At 67.7% G+C, this 26,369-nt stretch carries 23 protein-coding genes; 1 reads left to right on the plus strand and 22 read right to left on the minus strand.

Features of this window, described 5'->3' with window-relative positions; all coding sequences use genetic code 11:
- Positions 1-4: 4 nt before the first annotated feature.
- Both secA and IPP91_15115 read right to left on the minus strand, forming a co-directional pair.
- Positions 5-2,758 (minus strand): preprotein translocase subunit SecA, encoded by a 2,754-nt coding sequence (gene secA, locus IPP91_15110; protein ID MBL0143395.1) that lies wholly within the window; start codon positions 2,756-2,758, stop codon positions 5-7.
- Between the two features lie 117 nt (positions 2,759-2,875).
- On the minus strand, positions 2,876-3,829 hold the full coding sequence (locus IPP91_15115) for a peptidoglycan DD-metalloendopeptidase family protein (GenBank protein ID MBL0143396.1): 954 nt from the start codon (positions 3,827-3,829) through the stop codon (positions 2,876-2,878).
- Positions 3,830-3,852: 23 nt separating this feature from the next.
- On the opposite strand from IPP91_15115, the gene IPP91_15120 reads away from it, so the two are divergent.
- Positions 3,853-4,347, plus strand: a complete 495-nt coding sequence (locus tag IPP91_15120) for a DUF721 domain-containing protein (protein MBL0143397.1) — start codon at positions 3,853-3,855, stop codon at positions 4,345-4,347.
- Here IPP91_15120 and IPP91_15125 read toward each other — a convergent pair.
- From IPP91_15125 to mraZ, 20 genes are all read right to left on the minus strand, one after another.
- Entirely contained in the window at positions 4,314-4,499 is a 186-nt protein-coding gene (locus IPP91_15125; GenBank protein ID MBL0143398.1) for a hypothetical protein, read from the minus strand. The two genes, IPP91_15120 and IPP91_15125, sit on opposite strands and share 34 nt — an antisense overlap.
- Entirely contained in the window at positions 4,500-5,414 is a 915-nt protein-coding gene (locus IPP91_15130; GenBank protein ID MBL0143399.1) for a UDP-3-O-acyl-N-acetylglucosamine deacetylase, read from the minus strand.
- Positions 5,415-5,647: 233 nt separating this feature from the next.
- Positions 5,648-8,032, minus strand: coding sequence for a hypothetical protein (locus IPP91_15135; GenBank protein MBL0143400.1), 2,385 nt, complete (start codon positions 8,030-8,032; stop codon positions 5,648-5,650).
- Between the two features lie 277 nt (positions 8,033-8,309).
- On the minus strand, positions 8,310-9,458 hold the full coding sequence (ftsZ, locus tag IPP91_15140; GenBank protein ID MBL0143401.1) for a cell division protein FtsZ: 1,149 nt from the start codon (positions 9,456-9,458) through the stop codon (positions 8,310-8,312).
- A 63-nt stretch (positions 9,459-9,521) separates the two neighbouring features.
- Positions 9,522-10,760 (minus strand): cell division protein FtsA, encoded by a 1,239-nt coding sequence (gene ftsA / locus IPP91_15145; GenBank protein ID MBL0143402.1) that lies wholly within the window; start codon positions 10,758-10,760, stop codon positions 9,522-9,524.
- 22 nt (positions 10,761-10,782) lie between these two features.
- Positions 10,783-11,508, minus strand: a complete 726-nt coding sequence (locus IPP91_15150) for a cell division protein FtsQ/DivIB (protein MBL0143403.1) — start codon at positions 11,506-11,508, stop codon at positions 10,783-10,785.
- Positions 11,505-12,434: a D-alanine--D-alanine ligase gene (locus IPP91_15155; GenBank protein ID MBL0143404.1), complete on the minus strand. Its 930-nt coding sequence runs from the start codon at positions 12,432-12,434 to the stop codon at positions 11,505-11,507. Before IPP91_15155 ends, IPP91_15150 begins: the two co-directional genes overlap by 4 nt.
- Positions 12,427-13,389, minus strand: coding sequence for a UDP-N-acetylmuramate dehydrogenase (gene murB / locus IPP91_15160; GenBank protein MBL0143405.1), 963 nt, complete (start codon positions 13,387-13,389; stop codon positions 12,427-12,429). Before murB ends, IPP91_15155 begins: the two co-directional genes overlap by 8 nt.
- Positions 13,390-13,400: 11 nt before the next feature.
- Positions 13,401-14,819, minus strand: coding sequence for a UDP-N-acetylmuramate--L-alanine ligase (locus IPP91_15165; GenBank protein MBL0143406.1), 1,419 nt, complete (start codon positions 14,817-14,819; stop codon positions 13,401-13,403).
- The gene (murG, locus tag IPP91_15170) at positions 14,816-15,910 is read right to left on the minus strand and encodes an undecaprenyldiphospho-muramoylpentapeptide beta-N-acetylglucosaminyltransferase (GenBank protein ID MBL0143407.1); all 1,095 of its coding nucleotides are present in this window, start codon (positions 15,908-15,910) and stop codon (positions 14,816-14,818) included. Before murG ends, IPP91_15165 begins: the two co-directional genes overlap by 4 nt.
- A 17-nt stretch (positions 15,911-15,927) precedes the next feature.
- The gene (gene ftsW, locus IPP91_15175) at positions 15,928-17,079 is read right to left on the minus strand and encodes a putative lipid II flippase FtsW (GenBank protein MBL0143408.1); all 1,152 of its coding nucleotides are present in this window, start codon (positions 17,077-17,079) and stop codon (positions 15,928-15,930) included.
- On the minus strand, positions 17,079-18,449 hold the full coding sequence (murD, locus tag IPP91_15180; protein ID MBL0143409.1) for a UDP-N-acetylmuramoyl-L-alanine--D-glutamate ligase: 1,371 nt from the start codon (positions 18,447-18,449) through the stop codon (positions 17,079-17,081). The genes ftsW and murD overlap by 1 nt, the downstream gene beginning before the upstream one ends.
- A gap of 11 nt (positions 18,450-18,460) precedes the next feature.
- The gene (locus IPP91_15185; protein ID MBL0143410.1) at positions 18,461-18,625 is read right to left on the minus strand and encodes a hypothetical protein; all 165 of its coding nucleotides are present in this window, start codon (positions 18,623-18,625) and stop codon (positions 18,461-18,463) included.
- A 5-nt stretch (positions 18,626-18,630) separates the two neighbouring features.
- Complete coding sequence (locus tag IPP91_15190; protein ID MBL0143411.1) at positions 18,631-19,716, minus strand: phospho-N-acetylmuramoyl-pentapeptide-transferase; 1,086 nt, start codon at positions 19,714-19,716, stop codon at positions 18,631-18,633.
- Positions 19,706-21,061, minus strand: a complete 1,356-nt coding sequence (locus IPP91_15195) for a UDP-N-acetylmuramoyl-tripeptide--D-alanyl-D-alanine ligase (protein MBL0143412.1) — start codon at positions 21,059-21,061, stop codon at positions 19,706-19,708. The genes IPP91_15190 and IPP91_15195 overlap by 11 nt, the downstream gene beginning before the upstream one ends.
- A 26-nt stretch (positions 21,062-21,087) precedes the next feature.
- Complete coding sequence (locus tag IPP91_15200) at positions 21,088-22,569, minus strand: UDP-N-acetylmuramoyl-L-alanyl-D-glutamate--2,6-diaminopimelate ligase (GenBank protein MBL0143413.1); 1,482 nt, start codon at positions 22,567-22,569, stop codon at positions 21,088-21,090.
- Positions 22,566-24,323 carry a penicillin-binding protein 2 gene (locus IPP91_15205; GenBank protein ID MBL0143414.1) on the minus strand — a complete coding sequence of 586 codons (1,758 nt, stop codon included), beginning with the start codon at positions 24,321-24,323 and terminating at the stop codon, positions 22,566-22,568. The genes IPP91_15200 and IPP91_15205 overlap by 4 nt, the downstream gene beginning before the upstream one ends.
- A complete protein-coding gene (gene ftsL / locus IPP91_15210; protein ID MBL0143415.1) occupies positions 24,320-24,607 on the minus strand; it encodes a cell division protein FtsL in 288 nt (95 codons plus the stop codon). The genes IPP91_15205 and ftsL overlap by 4 nt, the downstream gene beginning before the upstream one ends.
- Before the next feature lie 9 nt (positions 24,608-24,616).
- A complete protein-coding gene (rsmH, locus tag IPP91_15215; GenBank protein ID MBL0143416.1) occupies positions 24,617-25,543 on the minus strand; it encodes a 16S rRNA (cytosine(1402)-N(4))-methyltransferase RsmH in 927 nt (308 codons plus the stop codon).
- Positions 25,544-25,624: 81 nt separating this feature from the next.
- Positions 25,625-26,071, minus strand: coding sequence for a division/cell wall cluster transcriptional repressor MraZ (gene mraZ, locus IPP91_15220; protein ID MBL0143417.1), 447 nt, complete (start codon positions 26,069-26,071; stop codon positions 25,625-25,627).
- Positions 26,072-26,369 lie beyond the last annotated feature (298 nt).

A 26,369-nucleotide genomic window follows, 5' to 3' on the forward strand; every position in this document is an offset into this window, starting at 1 on the left:
ATGCTCAGGCGAGCTTGCCGTGGCAGTTCTTGAACTTCCTGCCCGACCCGCAGGGGCACGGGTCGTTGCGCCCGACCTTCTGGCCGGCGCGGACGTACGGCTGGGCCGGCTCCTCGGCGGGGGCCGCAGCCTCGGCGCCCTCCTCGGGGGCCCGGGCAAGCGCCTCGTCGTAGTCGGCGTGGTGGTACTGCACGTTCTTCACGGCCTGCGCGGCCTCCTCGGCCCGGCGCTCGGCTTCCTCCACCTCCGCCTGCGACCGGATCTGCACGGCCATCAGGTGCTGCGTCACCTGTCGCTTGATCGAATCGAGCATCGCGCCGAAGAGCTCGAAGGCCTCGCGCTTGTACTCCTGCTTGGGCTGCTTCTGCGCATAGCCGCGCAGGTGGATGCCCTGGCGCAGGTAGTCCAGCGCGGCCAGGTGCTCGCGCCAGTGCGTGTCGATCGCCTGCAGCATCACCGAGCGCTCGTACTGGTGCAGCACTTCCTTCTCGATCGGTGCGAACTTGGCGTCGTAGTCGGTGGCGGCCTCATCGATGACCTTGTGCGCGATTCTGTCGGGATCGAGGGACTCGTCCTTCTCGACCCACTGCGCCACGGGCACGACCATGAAGAAGTCGGACTCCAGGCGGCGCTCGAGGGCGGGCAGGTCCCATTGCTCCTCGACGCTGTCCGGCGGGACGCATTCGCGCACGACGGAAGCGAGCACGTCGGAACGGATGGCCGAGATCGTCGGCGAGATGTCGGAAGTCTCGAGGAGCTCGTTTCGCTGCGTGTAGATCACCTTGCGCTGGTCGCTCGCGACGTCGTCATATTCCAGCAACTGCTTGCGGATGTCGAAGTTGCGGGCCTCGACCTTGCGCTGGGCGTTCTCGATGGAGCGCGTGACCATCTTCGCCTCGATGGCCTCGCCCTCGGGAATCTTGAGTGAACGCATCACCGACTGCAGGCGCTCGCCGGCGAAGATCTTGAGCAGCGAATCCTCGAACGACAGGAAGAAGCGCGACGAGCCCGGGTCGCCCTGGCGCGCGGCGCGGCCGCGCAGCTGGTTGTCGATCCGGCGCGACTCGTGGCGCTCGGAGCCGATGATGTGCAGGCCCCCGGCGGCGACCACCTCGTTGTGCAGCTTCTGCCAGTTCTCGCGGACCTCGGCGATGCGCCGTTCCTTCTCCGCAGGGTCGAGCGATTCGTCGGCCTTCAGCTTCTGGATCTCGGGATCCGGGTTGCCGCCGAGCACGATGTCGGTGCCCCGGCCTGCCATGTTGGTGGCGATGGTGACCATCTTCGGCCGCCCGGCCTGGGTCACGATCTCCGCTTCGCGCGCGTGCTGCTTGGCGTTGAGCACCTGGTGCGGCAGCCCCTCCTTCTCCAGCAGGGAGGAGATGAGCTCGGAATTCTCGATCGACGTCGTGCCCAGGAGCACGGGCTGGCTGCGCTCGTAGCAGTCCTTCACCTCGTTGATGATGGCCTGGTACTTCTCCTTCGCCGTGATGAAGACCTGGTCGTTCGAGTCCTTGCGGACCATCGGGCGGTGCGTGGGGATCAGCACCGTCTCGAGGCTGTAGATATGCGAGAACTCGAAGGCCTCGGTGTCGGCCGTGCCGGTCATCCCGGAGAGCTTCTTGTAGAGGCGGAAGTAGTTCTGAAAGGTAATCGACGCCAGCGTCTGGTTTTCTTTCTGGATAGGCACACCTTCCTTGGCTTCCACCGCCTGGTGCAGCCCGTCTGACCAGCGCCGTCCCGACATCATGCGGCCGGTGAACTCGTCCACGATCACCACTTCGTCGCTCTGCACCACGTAGTGCTGGTCGCGATGATAGAGGGCGTGCGCGCGCACGCCCGCATAGAGGTGGTGCATCAGCATGATGTTGGACGGGTCGTAGAGGCTGGCTCCCTCGGGAAGCATCCCCGCCTGCACCATCAGCTCCTCGGCATGCTCGTGGCCCTGCTCGGAGAGGGTCACGCTGTGCTGCTTCAGGTCCACCCAGTAGTCGCCCTCGGCCTTCTCGTCCGCCTGCGTCGTGAGCGACGGAACCAGCGCGTTGATGCGCCGGTACAGGTCCGTGGAATCCTCGGCCTGGCCGGAGATGATGAGCGGTGTCCTCGCCTCGTCGATGAGGATCGAGTCCACCTCGTCCACGATGGCGTAGTTCAGGCCGCGCTGGAACCGCTCGCCGACCTGCGTGGCCATGTTGTCGCGCAGGTAGTCGAAGCCGAACTCGTTGTTCGTGCCGTAGGTGATGTCGGACCGGTAGGCGGCCTGCTTCTCCGCATGCTCCATCGAGGGCACGACCACGCCCACGGTGAGGCCCAGGAAGCGGTGGATGCGCCCCATCCATTCCGCATCGCGCCGGGCGAGGTAGTCGTTCACGGTGACCACGTGGACGCCGTTGCCGGTGAGGGCGTTCAGGTACGACGGCAGCGTGGCGACAAGCGTCTTGCCCTCGCCGGTGCGCATTTCCGCGATCTTGCCCTCGTGGAGCGCCAGGCCCCCCACGAGCTGCATGTCGAAGTGGCGCATGCCCAGGACGCGCTTCGAGGTTTCGCGCACAACCGCGAAGGCCTCGGACAGGACGTCATCGAGGGGCGTACCCGCGGCGATTCTTGCCCGCAGCTCCGGTGTCTTCGCGGCCAGCGCCTCGTCGGAGAGCTTCTCGATGGCGGGCTCGAGGGCGTTGATGGATTCGACCTTCTTCCGGTACTGCTTCAGGAGGCGGTCGTTGCGGCTGCCGAAGATGGCCTTGAGGACGTTTGCGAACACGGGGCGGGAGCGAAGGAGGGGGACGGATGCGAAACCGGCCCCAACGGGGCCGGACGAGGATGAAATTATAAGGGGAAATGAGGTCGGGCTGCCGGATTGCAACCCCGGCGAGCCCGGCTACTTGCGGAAGGCCACGGGCAGCGTGCCCTCTTTCTTGTCGAGCGCGAGGAACTTGTTGGGGTTGAGCGGGACGCCCTTTTCCCGCACCTCGAAATGCAGGTGTGGCCCGGTGGTGCGCCCGGTGGTGCCCACCTGCGCGATGAGCTGGCCCTTCATCACCACGTCGCCCACCTTGACCGAGGCCTTGAGCAGGTGCGCGTAGCGCGAGGTGAGGCCGTTGTCGTGGTCGATGTCGACGATGTTGCCGTACTCGGGGTGGAACTCGACGGCGGAGACGACGCCGCCGGCCGCGGCCATCACCTGCGTGCCGAGCGAGGCGATGATGTCCACGCCCGTATGGAAACTGGAACGGCCCGATATCGGGTCGATGCGGTAGCCGTAGTTGGACGAGTAGAAGCCCTGGCGGACGGGCAGCGTCGTGGGAATGGTCTTGCGGGCCAGGCGATCGTCCATGAATACGGAATCGAGGACGCCCAACTTGTCGCTGCGGTCGTCGAGGATGCGCGAGATTTCATCGAGCTTTTGCCTGAATTCGGGCAGCGTGAGATCGCGAGAGTAGGAGGCAGAAGGGGCCGGGCCACCCTGGCCGGGCTTCTCGTCGAAGCGGAATTCGCTCGGCTTGATGCCGGCCGCCTTGCCGAGGCGCTCGCCGAAGGCATCCAGCCGCAGGATGCGCGCCTGCAGCTCGCCCACCTTCACCGCGAGGGAATTGATGGTGTTGCGCATTTCCGACTCGCTGCGCTTGAGGTCCTCCTCGTGGAGCGCCGCCAGCAGCGAGCGCACGTAGGGGTTGCGCAGGTCGGTCGAAAACTTCATCGTGACGACGTAGGTCGCCATCGCAAGGAAGAAGCCCGACATCAGGATTCCCAGGGCGACCAGGATCACCTGGGTCTGGGACAGCGTCATGTTGCGGCTTCTCGCCAGACTGTCCGAAACCAGAATAATGTTCATCCGTCACTCCCAAGTCGCCACCGATGGCCATCGAACCGCTCGCCCGACTGCTCCGCGAAAGCCCCGACCTGGCCCCGGTCCGTGACCGGCTGGAACAGGTCAATCGCCTTCAGGGACTCTATCGGTCCGTTGCACCCGAGGGGCTCGCTTCCACGAGCCGGGTGTGCGCCGTTGACGGAACGACTGTTGTGGTTCGCGCAGACAACGCGCCGGTCGCCGCCGCCCTGAGGGCCTTGGCGCCGCGACTGCTGGCCGGGCTGCTGGATGCCTCCCGTCGGGAAGCAGGCTTGCCGGACAAAAACTCTTTTAAAAACAAGCAGGATCAAGAGCTTACCGCATTACGCGTCGAAGTTCAAGTCGAGGCGCCGCTGCCACCCCGAAAAATCCGCCCACGCGAGCCCTTTCCCGTGGACAGGCTGGAGGAAGTGGCGCGGGGGCTCGCGGATTCGCCGCTCAAGGAGGCCCTGGGCCGCATCGTCCGCGGTCAGAGGAAGAGCAGCACCCGCTCGAAGAGGTAGAAGAGAGCGAACGCGACCACCAGCAGGGTGACTACCTGGATGGTTTTGCCGGCGATGCGCAGGTACTTGCGGTCGCGGGTCGCGAGATAGGCCCCGCCGAGCGCCAGCAGGAACAGCAGCGCGAGAAGGACGACGGCCCGGATGACGAACAATTACGTCGGCTGCAGCAGGATGTTGGCGAAGGCGGCCGGCAGGTCGGCGGGCTCGGCGAAGCTGATCTCCTCCCACGCGCTGGCGTCCTCGATCAGGGCCCGCACCAGCTGGTTGTTGAGCGCGTGTCCCGACTTGTGGCCATGGAAGGCGCCGATGACGGGGTGGCCGAGCAGGTAGAGGTCGCCCACGGCGTCGAGCGCCTTGTGTTTCACGAACTCGTCGTCGAACCGCAGTCCCTCGGCGTTGAGCACCCGGAAATCGTCAACCACGATGGCATTGTCCAGCGAGCCCCCGCGCCCCAGGCCGGCGGAGCGCATGGCCTCCACGTCCTGGGTAAACCCGAAGGTGCGGGCGCGGGCGACGTCCTTCACGAACGAGACCTCGCCGAAGTCGATGTCCACGGTCGTCTCCGACTGCTCGAACACGGGGTGGCGGAACTCGATGGTGAAGCCCACCTTGAAGCCGGGGAACGGGGAAAGGCTCACCCGCTTGTCACCCTGCTCGATCGCGAGGGTCTTCAGGACACGCACGTACTTCTTGGGGGCCGCCTGCTCCTCGATGCCGGCCTTCTGCAGGAGGTACACGAAAGTGGCGGCGCTGCCGTCCATGATCGGCACTTCCTCGGCCGAGACGTCCACGTACGCGTTGTCGATCCCCAGCCCGAAGAACGCGCTCATCAGGTGCTCGACGGTCGAAACGCGCGCGCCATCCTTCTCCAGGACGGTCGCCATGCGCGTGTCCACCACGTTGTGAGCGCGGGCCGGGATGGCGGGGTTGCCCGGAAGGTCCGAGCGGCAGAACACGATGCCCGTGTCCACGGCGGCAGGGCGCAGGACAAGCGCGACCTTGCGGCCGGTGTGGACACCGACGCCGGATGCCTTGACGGAGCTTTTGAGGGTTCGCTGCCGGATCATCGCTGGGCTCCCACTCCGGTTGTGGCGGAGGAAGCTTTTCAAATAAAAGCGAATTCTATCATACTCTTAGGTGATTTCCCATCGCGAAGGCGGGGAGTGATGCACATTCCCGGAATTCGTGGAAACGGGCGTTTGAACGCGGAGGACGCGAAGGACAACCTGACATGGACGACAAGGGCTCGCCGGGCCTCGAAATTGAACGGGCAGGCATCGGGTTTCCTCCGCGCCCTCCGCTAGCGGCACTCGGGAACCCCGGCCGAAAAGACCTGCCGCTCGATCGACTTGCTGACCGGGACCCCGTTGTACACGTAGGCCAGTGTCCCGGTCGTCCCGGACGTGAATCGCAGGGTCATTGTTCCAACCTGAGAGGCTGTGATTGAAGACCAGGAAGGACTGTTGAATGCCGGTCCTCCTGTGCTGTAGAGGCTCCCCGAGAACGAGCCGTCCGGCTGCGCACCCAACGATGAGGCGACCAACCACAAGTCGCGGCCCGTCGTGTCATACGTGAACAGAGTCGCAAAGATGACGTTGCCCTGATGGGTCAGGTTGATTCCCCAGCCGGACTCCCGTGAGTTCCACCACAAGTCCTGGTAATTCGCGCTCTGCTCCCTTGAGGTGGTCACGGCCACGCATTTCGGCATGGGGAAGGCAAAGAACTGCTTCTGGATGATCTTGGTCACGGGGATGCCGTCCACGGAGTAGGAAAGCGAACCGGTGCCTGCCGTGGGGAATCTCAGCGTCATGGTCCCGACCTGCGAGAGTCCGATCGAGGTCCAAGGAGTCCGGTCGAATGCGGGGCCCGTCGTCCGATAGAGCGGCCCCGAATAGGAGCCGTCGAGCTGCCGGGACAGTTCCGATGCAACGAGCCACATGTTGCGGCCGTCGGAGGCGTAATCAAACAGGGTGGCAAAGAGAATCGTGCCCTGGTGATTGACATTGATTCCCCATCCGGATTCGGAGGGATTCCACCACAGCGCGGTGAAATTGATCCCGGGGCCGACGCATGTGGAGGGGGCGCCGGATTCGAGCGCGCCGATATCGGGAGGTGCGGCGCGATTCCGGCATTCGATGTCATCGAACGGGGCGCCCGTCGTCCTGCCCGCCTTGATCGCCTGGCTGCCGCCGCGCAGATGAAAATCGCCGGTCGCCGCGTCCACGAACATCGGATCGGAGGCGATGTTTCCATTCGCGCCGGCGAACTGCGGCGACATCGTGAGCGACGAGAACACGCGGTCGGCACCGACTCCGGAGAAGTCCCGGTCGTGTCCCCACAGGATCGAGTTGGTCACGGTCACGTCCGAAATCGAGTTGCCGGAGGAATTCAGTATGTCCGGCGTGGCGTCGATCCCGACCGGACGGTTGTTGGCGATCGTGTTGTTGGTGATCCCCACCCCGGCCACGTCGTTGCCGCTACTTCCCTCGCGCCCCCCCGTCAGCACGATTCCGGAACTGTTCCCCACGACCAGGTTGTTCACGACGCTCGCGTTCCGGATGCTGTTGCCATGGGAGCCAAAGATGCCGCCCAGGAGCCAGACGCCGATGTTGGTGTTGTTGCGAATGGTGTTGTTGGCGATCCGGATGCCGTCGATGCGGTTCTGCGTCGCCCCGTCAGTACCGCCGACCACGAGAAGCCCGAAACCCCCTTCCCCTCGGCTGTCGGTGATCTGGTTGTCGATGATCTCGGTGTTCAGGATGCTGTTGCCGGTTGCATTGGACACCCCGCCATAGATGAGGATGTGCTTGGCATTGCCCCGGAAGACATTGCGCGCGACCAGCGTGCCCTCGATCGAGTTGCCCCTCAGCGCCTCGCGGCCGACCGTGCCGATATTGTTGATGTTGACGGCCTGGTTGCAGTCTTCGAACGTATTCCCGTAGATCTGGGTGCCCACGATGCGGTTGTTCGAACCGCTATCGGCGACGATCTCGACGGGAAAGGTGGTGTCCGAGAACGTGTTGTCGCGAATCACCATGTTCTGGATCACGCTGCCAGTCCCGCCGACGTGGATATGGACCGCATCGCCTCCTGATTCCCCCGGGGTCGTGCGAAAGTGCGCGAAGCTGTTTCCCGAAATATCGACATTCACGACCTTGGCGCCGTTGTACGAATTGGCCGTTCCAATGGTTACGGGGATCGCCGAAGTGGCCTCCAGGCCGTCACCGGAGAATTCGTTTCCCTCGATGCTGAGATTGCTGACATCGGGAGGGGTGTTCGCATCGGCGCCCGCATAGACCCACAAGCCGAATGCGCGCACGTGGACGACCCGGAGCCGCTTCAACGAGAAGTCCGAGGCGTGGACTGCGAACAGGATCGGGGTTGCGGCCGTCGCATCGAGCGTGATGGCGGGGCGACCATTGGAATCCGCCAGCCCGAGAATGGATATGCCGCGCTGATCGATCACGAACTGGCTCGAGACGGCAATCGTCTGGCCCGCGAGCGCGGGAGAGAACGTGATCGTGTGCGGACCCGGCGAGGCGTGCGCCGCCCCGATCGCATTCCTGAGCGTCATTCCGGCGGCGGTGACGGAGTCTGCACTCGACGTCACGACGAAGGTTCCCGCCCCGCATGCGGTCGGCGCCAGCGCCACGAAGACCAGGCAAGCGCGCACGAATTCGCTCATATGAACTCCCTGTCATTGCGGGTCAGGGTGAGATGCCGACAGGTGCAAACGGCCTGGCCTTGCCGTTTGCATGACAGCCTACTCCTTCGCGTCCTGGGTGTTCCCGCCACTCCTGCCACTCCATGCGTCGCCAGGAACGAAAAAGGCCCGCTTTCGCGGGCCCGGAAGGGAAGGCGGGCACGGCCGCCGGGAGACGGCGGCGGCCGTGGGTGCCTCATGTTCCCGCCTTCGCGGGATCGACGTTCCGGAACGGGAGCTGGACCCCCGCGCCTGACCGTCAATCCGCCTGCTTGCGCAGGAAAGCGGGGATGTCGAGCGTTTCCATGCCGGAATGGCGCAGCGCATCGACCGTCTGGTCACGGCGACGCCGGAACGCCGCGGGTTGCTCGAGCTCTTCGTAGTTGACCGCCATCGGTTCGTCGTTGGTGCCGGTGCGCTGCACCATGGAGAGCGTCGGCTGGCGCTGCGCGGCGGCGCCGCCCAGCCCCGTGGCCACGATGGTCACGCGCAGGTGGTCGCCGATCGCATCGTCGATCACGCTGCCGTAGATGATGGTCGCGTCCTCGGCGGTGAACGAGCGGATCGTGTTCATCACCTCGTGCACTTCCCTCAACTTGAGGGTCGTCGAGGCGGTGATGTTCACGAGCACGCCGCGGGCGCCGGCAAGGTGGATGTCCTCGAGCAGGGGCGAGTGCACCGCCTGCTCGGCGGCCATCTGCGCGCGCTCGGGGCCGGCGGCCATCGCCGATCCCATCATCGCCACGCCGTTCTCGCTCATCACGGTGCGCACGTCGGCGAAGTCCACGTTCACCAGGCCGGGGCAGTTGATCACCTCGGCGATGCCCGCAACGGCGCCGTTCAGCACGTCGTTGGAAGCGCGGAAGGCATCCTGGTAGGTGACATCCTCTCCCAGCACCTGCATCAGGCGCTCGTTGGGGATGATGATGAGGGAATCGACATGCTGCTTGAGCGCGTCGATGCCCGCCGCCGCCACCTTCTGGCGCTTGCCCTCGAAATCGAAGGGCTTCGTGACCACCGCCACCGTGAGGATGCCCATCTCGCGCGCGATGGAAGCAACCACGGGCGCCGCCCCCGTGCCGGTGCCGCCGCCCATACCCGCGGTGATGAAGAGCATGTCGGCGCCGCCCACCAGTTCCTCGATGCGGCTCCTGTCCTCCTCGGCCGATTGCCGTCCCACCTCGGGATTGGCGCCCGCGCCCAGGCCCTTCGTGACACCCGTGCCCAGCTGCAGCGTCGTGCGCGCGAGGTTTCGCTTGAGGGCCTGCGCGTCGGTGTTCATGGTGATGAACTCCACGCCCTGGACCCCGTTGTTGATCATGTGGTCCACCGCGTTTCCGCCGCAGCCACCGATTCCCACCACCTTGATCACCGCTTCGGGCGATTGGGCTTCCAGCAACTCGATCATCTGTCGTCTCCTTTGTTTTGACTGCAATTACCCAGCCTGCCGCCTGCCGCCTGCCTGCTGACCCTAGAAATTCCCCTTGAACCAGTTCCTCATCTTCTCGAACACGTCCTTGAAGCCCGTGCCCGCGATCCTTGCGTGCTGATCCCGCTTCACCTGGTCGAGTCCGGCCAGGAGCAGTCCCATCCCCGTCGAATGGCGCGGGCTCCTCACCACCTCGGCCAGTGCGCCGGAGTAGTTCGGCAGCCCCATGCGCACCGGCATGTGGAACACCTCCTCGCCCAGCTCCACCATTCCCTTCATGAGGGAGGTGCCGCCGGTGATGACGATCCCGGACGAAAGAAGCTCCTCCAGGCCGCAGGAGCGAAGCTCGCGCTGGACGAGGGAATAGAGCTCCTCGACGCGCGGCTCGATCACTTCCGCCAGCGTCTGGCGCGATATCTCGCGCGATTCCCGGTCGCCCACGCCCGGCACCTCGATCATGTCGTTCACGCTCGCGAGCTGGCGCAGCGCCACGCCGTGGCGGATCTTGAGTTCCTCCGCGTCCTTGGTCGGCGTGCGAAGCGCCATCGCGATGTCGTTGGTGATCTGGTCGCCCGCGATGGGGATCACGCTCGTGTGCTTGATGGCCCCCTCGGTGAACACGGCGAGGTCCGTGGTGCCGCCGCCGATGTCCAGGAGGCACACGCCGAGATCGCGCTCGTCGTCGAGAAGCACCGCGTCGGCCGAGGCCAGGGGCTGCAGCATGAGGTCGCGCACCTCGAGCCCGCACCGGCGCACGCACTTCATGATGTTCTGCGCGGCGGACACGGCGCCCGTCACGATGTGCACCTTCACCTCCAGGCGCATGCCGGACATCCCCAGCGGCTGGCGCACGCCGCCCTGCCCGTCGATGATGAATTCCTGCTCGAGGATGTGAAGGACCTGCTGCTCCATCGGGATGTTCACCGCCCTGGCCGTCTCGATCACGCGGTCGATGTCGTAGCGCGACACCTCCTTGTCCTTGATCGCGACCATGCCGTGGGAGTTGAAGCTCTTGATGTGGCTACCCGCGATCCCCGTGATCACCTCGCGGATCTTCACGTCGGCCATGAGTTCGGCTTCCTCGAGCGAGCGCTGGATGGCGGTCACGGTGGATTCGATGTTGACCACCGTCCCCTTCTTGAGCCCGCGCGACGGATGGCTGCCCATGCCGATGAGGTTGAGCGTGCCCTCGGGCGTCACCTCCGCCACCAGGGTCACGATCTTCGAGGTGCCGATGTCGAGTGCCACCAGCACGTTGCGGCCCTCGCGATTGCGATTCACGATCATGGCTTCGCCTTCTTCCTCATGTGCGCCGGCCCTTCGGCGCCGACTTCCGGTCGTCCGCCGCGACCCCGCGCAGCGCGAATCCGTTCGGGTAGCGCAGGTCGGCATGCGTTGCCCACTGCGCGCCAGCCACAACCCGCGGCCACACGGCCGCGAAGCGCGCGAGGCGTGCGGCGATGTCACCGCGGCCCAACTCGAAGGTGAAGCCCGAATCGAGCCTCGCCTGCCACGCCCGGCGTTCCGACAGCCTGATCTCGGCCACGCGGCTTCCCAGCGGCGCCGCCGCGGCCTCGAAGCGCCTCCAGGCGTCCGCCATTTCCGGCGCCGCGCCCTCCGGCCCGGAGAAGCGCGGCAGGTCGCCCGCGTATGGCGCCGCGAACACCTCGCCGCGCACGCTCACGAGGCGTGTCTCGTCCCAGCGGGCAAGCGGCGCATGCGCCTCGATCGCCACTTCGATCGTTCCCGGGAACACGCGCCGAACCACGCCATCGCGCACCCAGGGCAGGCGCTTCACGGCGTCGCGGACGGCGGGCAGCGCCACCTCTCCGGCCTCGCGGCCGCGCAGCCCGGACGCCAGGCGGTCGAGGTCCGCGGGAGGCACGCGGGCGGTATCGCCGGAAAAATGAACCGCCGAGATCGGCCGGCGGGCGAGCATGTCGTAGCCGTACCAGCCCGCCCCGGCCAGCAGGGCGACGGCGGCAAGGCCGCTCCCGGCGCGCACGGCGATGGCCCATGCGGGTTTCAAGATCGCGTCTCCAGGGATGCGGCCTCGAGAATGCGCAGGCACAGGTCCGGATAGGCAATCCCCACCGCCTTCGCCGCTATCGGCACCAGGCTGTGGCCGGTCATCCCGGGGGACGTGTTCATTTCGAGGAAGGACCACGTTGCGTCGGGGCGCAGCATGACGTCCGCGCGCCCCCAGCCGCGGCAGCCCAGCACGCGAAAGCTCGCAAGCGCGGCGCGACGGATCTCGTCCTCGAGAGCGGCGGGCAGGCCGGCCGGGCAGTGGTATTTCGTGGTGTCGGTGAAGTACTTGTTCTGGTAGTCGTAGTTGCCCTGCGGCGCCTCGATGCGCACGAGCGGAAGCGCTACGTCGCCCACGATGCTCGCGGTGAGTTCCTGGCCCTCGATGAATTCCTCGGCGAGCACGAGCGGGTCGAACTTCGCGGCAAGCGCCACGGCCGGCTCCAGCCCGGCTGCCGTCGTCACCTTCGTGAGCCCGAGTGTCGAGCCCTCGTGCGCCGGCTTCACGACGACCGGCAGGCCCAGCTCCTGCACGAGGCGGACCCGGTCGGTGGACGCGGTCACGATCTCGTAGCGCGGCGTGGGAATGCCGGCGGCCAGCCACACGAGCTTGGTGCGCCACTTGTCCATCGCGAGCGCGGAGGCCATCACCCCGCTGCCGGTGTAGGGAATGCCCATCACCTCGAGCGCACCCTGCACCGTGCCGTCCTCGCCGAAGCGGCCGTGCAGCGCGATGAACGCGCGCGCGTAGCCCTCGCGTTTCAGGTCGAAGAGCTCACGTTCCTTCGGGTCGAAGGCGTGCGCGTCGACGCCCTTCTCGCGCAGCGCCGCGAGCACGGCCGTGCCGGAGATGAGCGAGATCTCCCGCTCCGCCGACGGGCCGCCCATCAGGACCGCCACCTTGCCCAGAGAGCGCGCCTCAGCCATTCGCCCCTCCCGCCCGGCCCACTATGTGAACCTCGCGCACCAGCTCGATGCCCGTGGCTGCCTTCACCGTCACCTGCACGTGGTCGATGACCGCCTCGATGTCCGCCGCGCTCGCCGTTCCGAGGTTCACGATGAAGTTGGCGTGCTTCGTCGATACCTGCGCCCCGCCGATGGTGTGGCCCTTGAGCCCGCACGCCTCGATCAGGCGCGCAGCGTGGTCCGCGGGCGGGTTGCGGAAGACGCTGCCCGCGTTGGGCTGGCTCAGGGGCTGGGACGCCACACGCCGCTCCAGGAGCGACTTCATGCGCGCCATCGCCGCGTCGCGCTCGCCGGGCTCGAAGGCGAACGTGGCGGCGACGAACCATTCCTCCCCCGCCGTCTTCTTCGCGACATGCCGGTAGCCGGTCTCGAATTCGCGGGGATCGCGAAGCCGAAGCGTCCCCGCCCGGTCCACCGTCGTCACGTCCACGACATGATTCCACGTCTCGCCGCCATGGCAGCCCGCATTCATCGCAAGGGCGCCGCCGATCGTGCCCGGAATGCCCGCGAGCCACTCAGCCCCGGCGCAGTCATGACGCGCCACGAAGCGGGCAAGGTGCGGTGCGGGAACGCCGCCGCCCGCGACGAAGGTCCGCCGCGTGCCGATCTCCCCCGCGGCACGGATACCGCCGAGCGCATGGTGGGTGAAGACCACGGCGCCGTCGAAGCCACCGTCGCGAACCAGCAAGTTGCTGCCCAGCCCCACGAACATGATCGCCTCGCGGGCCGGGCGGCCGACCAGGAACGACTGCAGGTCGGCCACGTCCGCCGGCTGGTAGAAGACCTTCGCGCGACCGCCCGCGCGCCAGCTCACGTGCCGCTCCATCGGCTCGTTCTCGCGCAGCAGACCGCGAAGCGGCAGCGGCTCCCCTTCCAGCGCCCCGAGCCCGGTGACCGCCAGGCCGACGGGATTCATGCCGCGCGTGTTCATGGCGCCCCGCCTTGCCGGACCAGCCGCGGCATTGAGGCGCTTGCGATCTCCGGTGCGAGGCCGGCGATCGATCCTGCGCCCATCGTCACGACCACATCGCCGTCGCGCACGGCCGAGAGCACCGCGTCCCGCATCTGCGCCGCGCCATCCACGAATACCGGCTCGACCTTTCCCGCCACTCGCATCGCCCGTGCGAGCGCGCGGCCGTCGGCGGCGACGATCGGCGCCTCGCCCGCCGGATAGACGTCGGCGAGGACCAGCGCATCGACGGTCGAGAGCACCTTCACGAAATCCTCGAACAGGTCCCGCGTGCGCGTGTAGCGATGCGGCTGGAAGGCGAGCAGCAGGCGCCGTCCCGGGAAGGCGCCGCGCGCCGCGGCAATCGTGGCGGCCATCTCGGCCGGATGGTGGCCATAGTCGTCCACGAGGGCGAAGCGGACACCGGACGGCAGCGCGATCTCGCCGTAGCGCTGGAAGCGACGGCCGACGCCCGTGAATCCGGCGAGCGCCCTGGCGATCGCGGCATCGGGAGCGCCCACCTCGCGGGCGACGGCGATCGCGGCAAGCGCGTTCAGGACGTTGTGCTCGCCCGGCAGGTTGAGTTCGATCTCCAGGGGCTTCGCCCCGGCGCCTGCCGCGCGGAAGCGCATGCGGCCCGCGTCCCAGCGCACGTTCTCGGCGCGCAGGTCCGCATCGGAATGGATGCCGTAGGTGAGCATCGGCCGGGACACATCCTTCATGATGGCGCGCGCGTGCTCGTCGTCCTTGCACACCACCGCAAGCCCGTAGAAGGGCAGGTGGCCGAGGAACTCGACGAACGCTCCCTTCAGGCGCTCGAAGTCCTGGCCGTAGGTTTCCATGTGGTCGGCATCGATGTTGGTGACCACGGAGATCACCGGCTGCAGGTAGAGGAAGGAGGCGTCGGATTCGTCGGCCTCCGCGACCAGGAACTCGCCCTTGCCGAGCCGTGCGTTGGTCCCGATGGAATTGAGGCGGCCGCCGATCACGCAGGTCGGGTCGAGCCCGGCCTCGCCCAGCGCCGCGGCCACGAGCGAGGTGGTGGTGGTCTTGCCGTGCGTGCCGGCCACGGCGATCCCCTGCTTGAAGCGCATCAGCTCGGCCAGCATCATCGCGCGCGGCACCACGGGCACGTGCGCCTCGCGCGCCGCGATGACCTCGGGGTTGTCCGCCTTGACGGCAGAGGAGACGACGACCGCGTCGGCTCCCGCGATGTGGCGCGCCTCGTGGCCGATGTCCACGCGGATGCCCAGCGCGCGCAGCCGCTTCACGACCGCGCCCTCGGCGATGTCGGTGCCGCTCACCGTGTAGCCCAGACTCGCGAACACCTCGGCGATGCCGGACATGCCCGAGCCCCCGATGCCGACGAAGTGGATGTGCTTCACCTTGTGCTTCACGGCGCCACCCCGGCCATTCGCTCGCACAGGTCCGCGCAGCGCCGCGTCGCGTCGGGCTTGCCGAGCGAACGTGCGGCGGCGGCCATGGCGCAGAGCTTGTCGCGGCCGAGTCCCGCGAGAACCGAGGCGAGGCTCGCCGGCGACGTCTCGAGCTGCGCCAGCCGTATCGCAGCGCCGCGCGACTCGAGGAACCGCGCGTTGCCCGTCTGCTCGTCGGCCACGAACCACGGCAGCGGAAAGAGGATCGCTGCAACGCCCGCCACGCCGATCTCGGCCACCGTGATGGCACCCGAGCGCGCGATCAGCAGGTCGCACCAGGAATAGCGGGCAGCCATGTCGTCGATGAACGCGACCACTTCCGCCTTCACGCCCGCTTCGCGGTAGCGCTTCCCGAGATCGGCGAAGTTGCGCTCTCCGGCCTGGTGGATCACTTCGGGCCGCGCTGCTTCGGGCATCACGGCCAGTGCCGCGACGATGAGCTCGTTGAGCGTCTGCGCGCCCAGGCTGCCGCCCACGACCAGCAGGCGCAGCGGCCCTGTCCGCCCGGCGTATCGCGACTCCGGCGCCGGCACTCGCGCGATCTCCTCGCGAACCGGCGTTCCCAGCCACTCGACGTTGCGCGGCTTCGGGATGCGGTCGCCAACCGCATGCCCGGTTCGCGCCTCGAAAGCGCCTTCCATGCCCGCGACGACACGGTCGGCCACAAGCGCCAGGGCACGGTTGGTGAGCCCCGCCGTCGCCCCCGGCTCGTGCACCACAAGGGGCCTGCCCCAGAGCGCGGCCATCACGCCGCCCGGGAAGGCGACGTAGCCGCCCATCGAAAGCACGACGTCGGGCCGGACGCGGAAGAGGATGACGCTCGACTGCCAGAAGGCGATGAGGAGCTTCACGGGAAGCAGGAGCCACGCGAGCCCGCCCTTGCCGCGCACGCCCGTCATGCTCACGGTCTCCATGGGATACCCGGCCTGCGCGACGAGCTTGCCCTCCATGCCCGAGGCGGTACCCATCCACACAACCTTCCAGCCGCGCGAGACGAGCTCCCTGGCGATCGCCAGGCCGGGCATGATGTGCCCACCCGTGCCGGCCGCCATGATCAGGAGGGTCCGGCTCACAGGGAGCCTCCCCGCATCAGGTACCTGTTCTCGAAATCGATGCGCAGGAGGATGGCGACGGCCACGCAGTTCATCACGATGCCCGTGCCGCCGAAGGAGAGAAACGGCAGCGTGAGCCCCTTGGTCGGCAGCAGGCCCATGTTCACGCCCATGTTGATGAAGGCCTGCGCCGACAGCCATACGCCGATCCCCTGCGCGACGAGCGCCGCGTAGTAGCGCTCGAGGCTTGCGGCCTGGCGCCCCACCGCGAAGGCGCGCACCACGAGAAAGAGGAAGAGCGTGAGCACCGCCGCCACGCCCGCGAAGCCGAGTTCCTCGGCGATGACGGCCAGCAGGAAGTCGGTGTGCGCCTCCGGCAGGTAGAAGAGCTTCTCGACCGAGGCGCCCAGCCCCACGCCCAGCCATTCGCCGCGCCCGAAGGCGATGAGCGAGTGCGAGAGCTGGTAACCCTTGCCGTAGGCGTCCGCCCACGGGTCCATGAAGCCGAGGATGCGCTGCAGCCGGTACGGCGAGGTGACGATCAGCACCACGAATGCCACCGCGAGCCCGATGGCGAGCGCCACGAAGATGCGCCAGTTGAGCCCGCCCAGGAAAAGGATCGCCATCGCGATCGTGGTCACGACGACCAGCGCGCCGAAATCCGGCTCGCGCAGCAGCAGCCCGGCAACGAAGAACATCACCGAGAACATGGGCAGGAACCCCTTCTTCAGGTCGTCCATGAACGCGGCCTTGCGCACGGTGTAGTCCGCGGCATAGAGCACGACGAGGAGCTTCATGATCTCGGACGGCTGGAAGGTGGCGGGGCCGACCGCTATCCAGCGCCGCGCCCCGTTCACCTCGCGCCCGATCCCGGGGATGAGCACGGCGACCAGGAACGCGACCCCCCCCATGAAGAGCCACGGCGCCGCCAGCTGCCAGTGGCGCACCGGCACCTTGAACGCGAGCCCGCCGGCGAGGAGGCCGGCCAGGAGGTAGGCCCCGTGCCGCGCCAGGAAATAGTGCGACCGGAACCCCGTGAAACGTTCCGCCTCCGCCATCGCGATCGACGCGGAATAGACCATCACCAGCCCGAACGACGCGAGCAGCACCGCGCTCCAGACGAGGATCTGGTCGATGGCGGTGTCGCGGCGGCCGGGGTTGTAGAGCATCAGCCCTCCGCGCGCTCCGCGAGGGCGCGCGCGGCGGCTGCGAAGACCTCGCCGCGCTGCCTGTAGTTGGCGAACATGTCGAAGCTCGCGCACGCGGGCGACAGGAGCACCGCATCGCCCGGTGTTGCAGCCAGGAAGGCCGCCTCCACCGCGGCCTCCATCGTCGCGGCGCGCAGGCACGGCACGCCCGTGGCGGCGAGCGCCGCCTCGACGGCCGGCGCGTCGCGGCCGATCAACACCACCGCCCGTGCCTTCGCCTTCACCGCCGGGGCGAGAGGGGCGAAATCCTGACCCTTGCCGTCACCGCCGGCGATGAGCACCGCCGTCTCCCGCATTCCCTCGAGCGCGGCCACCGTGGCGCCCACGTTCGTTCCCTTGGAGTCGTCATAGAAGACAACGCCCCGCGCCGTCGCAACGCGCTCGGAACGGTGCGGAAGGCCGCGGAATTCGCCGATGGCGCGAGTGAGCGCCTCGCCCTCCAGCCCCGCGCTCCGGCACAGCGCGTGCGCGGCCAGGGCATTGGCGGCGTTGTGCAGCCCGGCCACCGGCATCCCGTCCATCGCCACGAGGGGCTCGCGGCCCTCGACCAGCCAACCGTCGGCGATGCCCCACTGCCTGTCGTGCAGCGGCGCACCCAGGCCGAAGGTGACGCTGCTCCCGTCCTCGAGCCCCAGGCTCCACGGGTCGTCGCGGTTGAGCACGCGCGTCCCGCAGTGGCGGAAGATGCGCGACTTCGCGTCGGCGTAGCCCTGCATCGAGTCGTAGCGATCGAGGTGGTCCTGCGTGAGGTTGAGCATCGCGCCGCACGCGAGCGCCAGGCTCGAGGTCGTCTCGAGCTGGTAGCTCGAGAGCTCGATCACGTAGAACTCGGGGTGGCCCTGCACTTGCGCTTCCCGCAGCGCATCGAGCACCGGCAGGCCGATGTTGCCGGCCACCACCGTGCGCCGCCCCGCGGCGCGCGCCATCGCGCCCGCGAGCGCCGTCACGGTGCTCTTGCCGTTGGTGCCGGTGATCCCGATCACGCGTGCTCCGGGGGCCGAGCGCGCCACTTCGCGCCCGAAGATCTCGACATCGCCGACGATCTCGATGCCGCGGGCAGCGGCCTCCCGGAGGACCGGCTCGCGAAGCGCAACGCCCGGACTCGCAGCGACCGCGTCCACGCCTGCCAGGCTCGCGGATCCGAGTGGGCCGAGGTCGATGCGGATGCCGGGGACCGCCTCGCGGACCGCTCCCAGGCACGGAGGCGCTTGCCGCGTGTCGGCACCGCGCAGCCGCGCGCCCTCCTGAGCGAGCCAACGAACGCACGAAAGCCCCGTGTCACCGAGCCCCAGAACGAGAACGGTCTTGCCTGCCCAGTCGTCATGTCCCATCCCCCTCTCGCCTACCGCAGCTTCAACGTCGCCAGTCCGAACAGGACCAGCATCATCGTGATGATCCAGAAGCGAACCACCACCTGGTTTTGGTGACCGCCCGCTCGCGTCGCTCGCTTGACTTCCGTGTGACGCAAGTCAGCGGTCCCCGAAACCTCGGTTTGGTTCGCTCGCATCGCAATCACCTCAACTTCAAAGTGGAGAGCCCGAAGAGCACGAGCATCATCGTGATGATCCAGAAGCGAACCACCACCTGGTTTTCCTTCCAGCCCTTCAATTCGTAGTGGTGGTGCAGCGGCGCCATGCGGAAGACGCGCCTGCCCGTCAGCTTGAAGGAGGCCACCTGGATCATCACGGAGAGCGTCTCCACCACGAACACGCCGCCCATGATGAAAAGGACGATCTCCTGCCTGACCACGATCGCCACCATGCCCAGCGCGGCGCCCAGGGCAAGCGCGCCCACATCGCCCATGAAGACTTCGGCCGGGTAGGCGTTGAACCACAGGAACGCGAGCCCGGCGCCCGCGATCGCCGCGCAGAAGACGGCGAGCTCGCCCGCGCCCGAGATGAACGGGAATCCGAGGTACCTGGAGAACACGGCATGCCCGGTCACGTAGGCGAAGACCGCGAGTGCCGCGGCGATCATCACCGTGGGCATGATCGCGAGCCCGTCCAGCCCGTCGGTGAGGTTCACGGCGTTCGAGGTCCCCACGACCACGAAGAATCCCAGGATCAGGAAGCCGATCGCCCCCAGCGGGATGGCAACCGTCTTGAAGAAGGGCACGATGAGGACCGTCTGCTGCGGCAGCTTCGCGCTGTACGCCAGGACCGCCACGGCGGTGAAGGCGATCAGGGACTGCCAGAAGAATTTCGAGCGCGCGGACAGGCCCTTGGGATTGCGGTGCACCACCTTGCGCCAGTCATCCACCCAGCCGATGGCGCCGAAGCCGAGCGTGGTGACGAGGCAGATCCACACATAGCGGTTCTGGAGGTCCGCCCACAGGAGCGTCGTGACCGCCACCGCCACCAGGATGAGCGCCCCGCCCATGGTGGGCGTCCCCGTCTTCACGAGATGCGTCTGCGGCCCGTCGTCGCGCACCGACTGCCCGATCCGGTAGGCGGTGAGCCGCCGGATCATGGCCGGTCCGATGAGGAACGAGATGGCGAGCGCGGTCAGGGCTGCCAGCACCGTGCGCAGCGTGATGTAGGTGAAGACGTTGAAGGCGCGGATCTCGCCCGAAAGCCATTGCGCCAGTTCAAGGAGCATGGCCGTCCTCCTTGGCGAGCCGCTGCGCGACCCGCTCCATGTGCATGAACCGCGATCCCTTCACGAGGATCGTGACGCCCGGCCTGGCCAGCGCGCGCGCTTCCGTGGCCAGCGCCTCCAGGGCCTGGAAGTGCGTGGCGCCCTCGCCGAACGCCTTGACCGCGTGCGCGCTCAGCGGACCCAGGGCAAGCAGGCGCTCGATGCCCTCGCCCTTGGCGAACGCGCCGATCTCCGCGTGCATCGCGGCCGCGCTTTCGCCCAGCTCGCCCATGTCGCCCATCACGAGGACGCGCCGGCCGGGCGCCCCGGCGAGCACGCGGACGGCGGCCTTCATCGAATCGGGGTTGGCGTTGTACGTGTCGTCCACGAGCACCGCCCCGCCCGCGCCGCGCTTGCGTTCGAGCCGGCCTTTCGCGCCGCTGAATGAGGCGAGCCCCGCCTGGACCGCGTGCGGGGGAATCTCGAGTGCGAAGGCCGCGGCGCACGCCGCGATGGCGTTGCGCATGTTGTGCTCGCCCGGGACCTGCAGCGTCACGGCGAAGGCATCGAGCGGCGTGACGAAGCGGACCTGGCCCTCGTCGAGGTGCCCGCGGACGGCGGCGGATCCGGCAGTCCCGAAGGTGATCACCCGGTGCCCGGCCGCAAGTCCCTTCCAGTAGCGGGAATAGGGATCGTCCTCGTTCACGAGTGCGATGCCTCCGGCACGCAGGCCCGCGTAGACCTCTCCCTTCGCCTGCGCGATGGCCCCGATCGTGCCGAGTATCCCGATGTGCGCGCGGTGGGCGTTGTTCACGAGCGCGACGCCGGGGGCGGCCAGGCGCGAGAGATAGTCGATCTCGCCCAGGTGGTTCATGCCCATCTCGAACACGCCGTAGCGATGGTGGTCGCGAAGCCTGAGGAGCATCAGCGGCAGGCCGATGTCGTTGTTGAGGTTGCCTTCGGTGGCGAGCACGTCCGCGCGTCCGCCGCAGTGCGCCGCGAGGATCGAGGCGAGCATTTCCTTTACCGTGGTCTTGCCGTTGCTCCCCGTGAGGGCGACGACCGGCAGGAAGAAGCGGGCGCGCCACGCAGCAGCGAGCTTCCCGAGCGCCGCCTTCGTATCCTTCACGACGATCTGCGGGATTTCCTGCTCGTTGCCCACCCGGCGCGACACGAGGGCGGCGGACGCGCCGCGGCCGATCGCCTTGGGAACGTAGTCGTGCCCGTCGAAGCGCTCGCCGGCCAGGGCGACGAACAGGTCCCCGGCGGCGATCGTGCGGCTGTCCGTCGAGACACCCGAGAACGCGACGCCCGCGCTCGCGCAATCGCCTCCCACGGCGCGCGCGGCTTCCTCGAGGTCCATCATCGGGGCAGGCACGTGGGCGAGGCCGGTCATCGGGGCCATGCCTCGAGTGCGGCAGACGCCACCTCGGCGTCGCTGAAGGGGTGGCGCACGCCGGCGATCTCCTGCCAGGTCTCGTGGCCCTTGCCCGCCACGAGCACCACGTCACCCCGCGTCGCCTGGTGGATCGCGGTGAAAATCGCCACCTGGCGGTCCACGACGGACTCGACGCTTCCGCTCAGCACACCCGCCAGGACCTGATGAATGATCGCCTGCGCGTCTTCCCCGCGCGGGTTGTCGCTGGTGACGATCACGTGGTCGGAAAGCCGCGCGGCCGCCTCGCCCATGATCGGGCGCTTGCCGGCATCGCGATCGCCGCCGCATCCGAAGACGCACAACAGGCGTTGCCCCGCGGCAACGACCGGGCGCACGGCGTCCAGAGCCTTCTCCAGCGCGTCCGGCGTATGCGCATAGTCGATGACCACGAGCGGCAGCCCGCCGCCGCCGAGACGCTCGAGGCGGCCGGGCACGGGCTTCAGCTTTTCGACGGCTGCCAGTGCGCCGGCAAGCTCGACGCCACTTGCGAGCAGCGTGGCGATCACGGCGAGGAGGTTCGACACGTTGAAGGCGCCGAGTACGGGGACCGCGACCTCGCCCGCGCCCCATTCGCCCTCGACGCGGAAACGCAGCCCGGCCTCGGACTGCGACACGCCGCAGGCGCGAAGACGCCCGTCTCCGAGTCCGTAGCCGATCACGTCGACAGGCGATTCCCGGAGCCGGTCCGCGAATCGCCTTCCCCAGGCATCGTCGACGTTGATCACGGCGCGGCCTACCCCGCGCGCGTTGAACAACCGGTACTTGGCCTCTGCATAGGCCTCCATCGTTCCGTGGTAGTCGAGGTGGTCACGCGTGAGGTTCGTGAACACCGCGACGTCGAAGCGGATACCGCCGGCGCGTCCCTGGTCGAGGCCATGGCTCGAGACTTCCATCGCCGCGACCTTGGCGCCGCGGCGCAGGTAATCGGCCAGCTCGCGCTGCAGAACAACCGGGTCCGGCGTCGTGTTCTTCGCCTCCATGCGCTCGCCCACGAGACCGTTGCCCAGCGTGCCGAGGGCCGCGGCGCGGCGACCGAGCGCATCGAAGGCCTGCGCGACCCACTGGGCGACGGAAGTCTTTCCGTTGGTGCCCGTGACGCCCACCATCCAGAGCAGTCCGGAAGCGTCGCCGTACGCCAGGCCCGCAATCTCGCTCGCCTTGCCGCGCAAGTCCTCGATGGCGAGGTTGGGCACCTCCCAGCGCCGATCCCACTCGAAGCCGCGGCGCTCCCAGATCACGGCCGCGGCGCCCCGGGCGATGGCATCGGCGATGAAGGCACGGCCGTCGCGGCTGCTGCCCGGATAGGCGACGAACACGGAACCCCGCTTCACCTGCCGCGAATCCGTGGTGAGATCGACGAGCGGCACGCCCAGTCGGGCGAGGCGCTCGCCCAGGGACGGGGCCGAGACGTCCGCGGAATGCGCCACGGCGTTCATCCTTCGCTCCCGGCGGCAGGTGCGCGCGCCTCTGTGGCTGCCGGGCTCGCGGGCGCCTGCACGTTGAGCGTCTGCGGCGCATCCGGCGGGACCGACATCATCCGGAGCGCCGCCCCCATCACCGAAGCGAACACGGGCGCGCTCACGTCGCCGCCGTAGTACTTTCCGCCCGAAGGCTCATCGAGCATCACCGCCACGATGAAGCGGGGGCTCGACACCGGGCCGAAGCCCACGAACGAGGACACATACTTGTGCTCCGCGTAGCCGCCGGCCTGCGCCTTGTGCGCGGTGCCGGTCTTGCCCGCCACGCGGTAGCCGGGCACCGCCGCGCGCGGCGCGGTGCCTCCCGGGCCCACGGCCATTTCCATCATGGTGCCCAGCTCGTGCGCGGTCTGGCGCGAGACGAGCGGCTTGCCGATCGGGAGGTTGTCGCGCTTGACGAGCGAGATCGGCAGCAGGTGCCCTTCGCCGGTGAATATCGTGTAGGCACGCGCAATCTGCAGCAGCGACACCGAGATGCCGTGGCCGTAGGCCATCGTGGCCTGCTCGATCGGCCTCCATTTCGCAGCGGGTCGCAGCAGCCCCTTCGCCTCGCCCGGGAATCCCGTCTGCGGCACCGCGCCGAATCCGAGGTCGTGGTAGAAGGCGCCCAGGTCCTCGGCCGCCATCTGCAGCTGGATCTTGGCGGTGCCGACGTTGGATGACTTCTGGATCACCTGCTGCACGGTTAGCGCGCCGTGAGGATGCGAGTCGCTGATCGTCCAGCCGCCGATCACCATCGACCCCGGCGCCGTCTGGATGACGGTGTCGGGCTTCACGATGCCGGCCTCGAGCGCCGCGGCGATCGTGAACGGCTTCATCGTCGAGCCCGGCTCGAAGATGTCCGTCACGGAACGGTTGCGCGTCTGGCGGCCGGTCACGTTGGCGCGGTTGTTGGGGTTGTAGTCGGGCTGGTTCACGAGCGCCAGCACCTCGCCCGTGCAGGCATCGAGCATCACGAGCGCCCCGCCCTTGGCGCGGTTGGCCTCGACCGCGGCCTTGAGCTCGCGATGCGCGAGGAACTGCAGCCGCTGGTCGATCGAGAGCAGGATCTCGCGCCCGTCGCGCGGCACCTTCAGGCTCTCCACATCCTCGACGATGCGGCCCTTCCTGTCCTTGATCACCTTGCGGCTGCCCGGCACGCCCGCGAGCCAGGACTGCTGCGCGAGCTCGATGCCCTCCTGTCCGCTGTCGTCGATGCCGGTGAATCCCACCACGTGCGCCATCACCTCGCCCGCCGGGTAGTAGCGACGGTATTCGCGCTGCTGGAAGACCCCGGGGATGTTGAGCGCCATCACCTTGACGGCCTGTTCGGGCGAGAGCTGGCGCTTGAGCCAGACGAACTGGCGATCCTTGTTGGCAACTTTCTGGCGGATCTCGCCCGGATCGACCGCGAGCGCCTTCGCCAGCGCGCGCAGTTTCGCCTCGTCCACGTCGAAGTCCTCGGGGCTCGTCCAGATCGACTCCACGGGGGTGGAGATGGCGAGCGGCTGGCCGTTGCGGTCCTTCACGGGGCCTCGCGAGGCGGGCATCTCGACGACGCGGCCGTAGCGCGCCTCTCCCTTCTGCTTCAGGAAGTCGTGATTCATCCCCTGCAGGTAGAAGGCTCGCGCCCCGAGCACCGTGAATCCGCAGGCGACCAGCGCCAGCACGACGCGCGAGCGCCAGCCTTCCAGGCGAAGGCGCAGCTCCGGCGTGCGCTTCTCGAATCTCATGGCTTCGCGGCCTGCGCGGGCTCGCCCAGCGTGATGACGCGGGTCGCGCCCGGCTCCGGCAGGCGCATCCCCAGCGATTTCGAGGCGATCGCCTCGACCCGCTTGTTGGTGGCCCACGTGCTCTGCTCGAGCTGCAACTGCGTGAATTCCTCGTCCAGCCTTTTCGCCGCCGCCTGCCCGGCCTCGAGATCGACGAAAAGCTTCCTCGCCTTGTGCTGGGCCGTGATCACGCCGAGCGCGCAGACCATGGCGATGGCAAGGAGGAGGAGGTTCACGCGCGCCATGGCGGGGCTTCAGGCCCGGGTGCGCTCGGCTACGCGCAGCGTGGCGCTGCGCGCCCGGGCATTGGCGGCGAGCTCGGCATCCGAGGGGCGGATGGCACGGCCGATGAGCCGAAGGCGCGGCTCGGGAAGATCCTTCGCGCGTACGGGCAGCCCGCGCGGCAGCTTGTCCGCGCGCGCGCCTTCGCGCATGAAGGTCTTCACGATCCGGTCCTCGAGCGAATGAAAGCTGATGACCGCCAGCCGCCCGTCGGGCTCGAGGAGATCGACCGCCAGGGGCAGCGTCATTTCGAGCTCCGCAAGCTCTTGATTGAGGTGAATCCGAAGAGCCTGAAAGGTCCGGGTCGCCGGATGCTTGCCCGGCTCGCGCGTCCGAACCGCGCCACCCACGACCTCGGCAAGCTGCCCTGTGGTCCCGAATGGCTCGCGGTTCCTTGCCGCAACAATCGCTCCTGCAACCTGTTTAGCAAACCGTTCTTCCCCATAGGTGCCGATGACCTCCCTGATTTCCTGTTCTGTCGCCCGATTGAGCCAATCGGCCGCCGTTTCCCCCCGGGTGGGGTCCATGCGCATGTCGAGCGGACCGTCCTTCGCGAAACTGAAGCCGCGGCGGGCCTCGTCGAGCTGCGGAGACGAAACACCGAGGTCGAGCAGCACCCCTGCCACGCTGTCCACGCCCCGCGCGGCCAGCTCGCGGGTCATTGTCGAAAACCGGCCATGGATCAGCTCAAGACGTCGATCCGCGAGCGCGTGAGCCGCAAGCGCCTCGGGGTCCTGATCAAAAGCGAGAAGTCTTCCGCGAACACCGAGCCGGGCGAGGATGGCCGCGCTGTGCCCGCCGCGGCCAAAGGTGCCATCGACGTAGATCCCGTCGGGACGGACTCGGAGGGCAGCGACGGCTTCTTCGAGAAAGACCGGGACATGGGCTACCTCACTCACGGGTGGAAAAGACGGGGGCGCCTGGTGCCGGGGGACCGCTTTCGGCTGTGAGCGGTCGGGGTCCCGGGGGCACCGGCCGCGTCACAGCGAAAAGTTCTCCATCCCGGGGGGCAGGACCGGTGTGCCTCCGGCGGTCAGCCGGTCGAGCTGCTGCTGCCAGCGCTCGAGGTCCCAGATCTCGTAGTAGCTCCCCTGCCCGATGAACATCACGCGCTTGTCGATGCCCGCGAATGCCCGGAGCTCGGGGGAAATGAGGAGGCGGCCTGCGCCGTCGAGCGCCAGTTCTTCGGCGAAACCGACGAGCAGGCGCTTCCACGGGTTGAATGCGGCGTCGAGGCTGGGAAAGGACATCACCCTCGTCCGCACCGGCTCCCATGCGGGGGCCGGGTACAGCAGCAGGCACTTGTCCGGATGCGCCGTGAGGACGACCGGCACGGTGCCGCCCTGGGTCAGGGGATCGCGCACGCGCGTCGGCACCGCCAGGCGGCCCTTCGCATCGAGATTGATCTGTGATGCTCCCTGAAACACGGTGCTCCCCCTTTGCGGGTGATCCCGGTCATCCGGCAGCTCCGGATTCCTAGGATTTCCCAATTTTTCCCACTTCCGCACACTGTATTGAGTCGATTGGGGGGAGTCAAGGGGAGATTTAAGGATTTTTTGTTGTGCGACAGGGACTTAGGAGCGCTTTTTCATCCGGATTTTGCATTTTTGATAGTCAATGTTTTCAATGACATAGAATATCAAGTGAAAGTTGTTTGATAAGATTGAGGGATCCCGGGGGCGTCTATCCCATCGAGCGACCCGAACCCGGATCCGGAAAGGAGCC

The sequence above is a fragment of the Betaproteobacteria bacterium genome (assembly GCA_016720855.1).
GTDB lineage: Bacteria > Pseudomonadota > Gammaproteobacteria > Burkholderiales > Usitatibacteraceae > FEB-7.

Bases quoted from the DNA above. Each gene is read 5' to 3' on its own strand.
- IPP91_15115 (MBL0143396.1), bottom strand. From the start codon at position 3,829: ATGAACATTATTCTGGTTTCGGACAGTCTGGCGAGAAGCCGCAACATG.
- IPP91_15120 (MBL0143397.1), top strand. From the start codon at position 3,853: ATGGCCATCGAACCGCTCGCCCGACTGCTCCGCGAAAGCCCCGACCTG.
- IPP91_15130 (MBL0143399.1), bottom strand. From the start codon at position 5,414: ATGATCCGGCAGCGAACCCTCAAAAGCTCCGTCAAGGCATCCGGCGTC.
- IPP91_15135 (MBL0143400.1), bottom strand. From the start codon at position 8,032: ATGAGCGAATTCGTGCGCGCTTGCCTGGTCTTCGTGGCGCTGGCGCCG.
- ftsZ (MBL0143401.1), bottom strand. From the start codon at position 9,458: ATGATCGAGTTGCTGGAAGCCCAATCGCCCGAAGCGGTGATCAAGGTG.
- IPP91_15155 (MBL0143404.1), bottom strand. From the start codon at position 12,434: ATGGCTGAGGCGCGCTCTCTGGGCAAGGTGGCGGTCCTGATGGGCGGC.
- murB (MBL0143405.1), bottom strand. From the start codon at position 13,389: ATGAATCCCGTCGGCCTGGCGGTCACCGGGCTCGGGGCGCTGGAAGGG.
- murG (MBL0143407.1), bottom strand. From the start codon at position 15,910: ATGGCGGCCGGCACGGGTGGGCACATCATGCCCGGCCTGGCGATCGCC.
- ftsW (MBL0143408.1), bottom strand. From the start codon at position 17,079: ATGCTCTACAACCCCGGCCGCCGCGACACCGCCATCGACCAGATCCTC.
- murD (MBL0143409.1), bottom strand. From the start codon at position 18,449: ATGGGACATGACGACTGGGCAGGCAAGACCGTTCTCGTTCTGGGGCTC.
- IPP91_15185 (MBL0143410.1), bottom strand. From the start codon at position 18,625: ATGCGAGCGAACCAAACCGAGGTTTCGGGGACCGCTGACTTGCGTCAC.
- IPP91_15190 (MBL0143411.1), bottom strand. From the start codon at position 19,716: ATGCTCCTTGAACTGGCGCAATGGCTTTCGGGCGAGATCCGCGCCTTC.
- IPP91_15195 (MBL0143412.1), bottom strand. From the start codon at position 21,061: ATGATGGACCTCGAGGAAGCCGCGCGCGCCGTGGGAGGCGATTGCGCG.
- IPP91_15200 (MBL0143413.1), bottom strand. From the start codon at position 22,569: ATGAACGCCGTGGCGCATTCCGCGGACGTCTCGGCCCCGTCCCTGGGC.
- IPP91_15205 (MBL0143414.1), bottom strand. From the start codon at position 24,323: ATGAGATTCGAGAAGCGCACGCCGGAGCTGCGCCTTCGCCTGGAAGGC.
- ftsL (MBL0143415.1), bottom strand. From the start codon at position 24,607: ATGGCGCGCGTGAACCTCCTCCTCCTTGCCATCGCCATGGTCTGCGCG.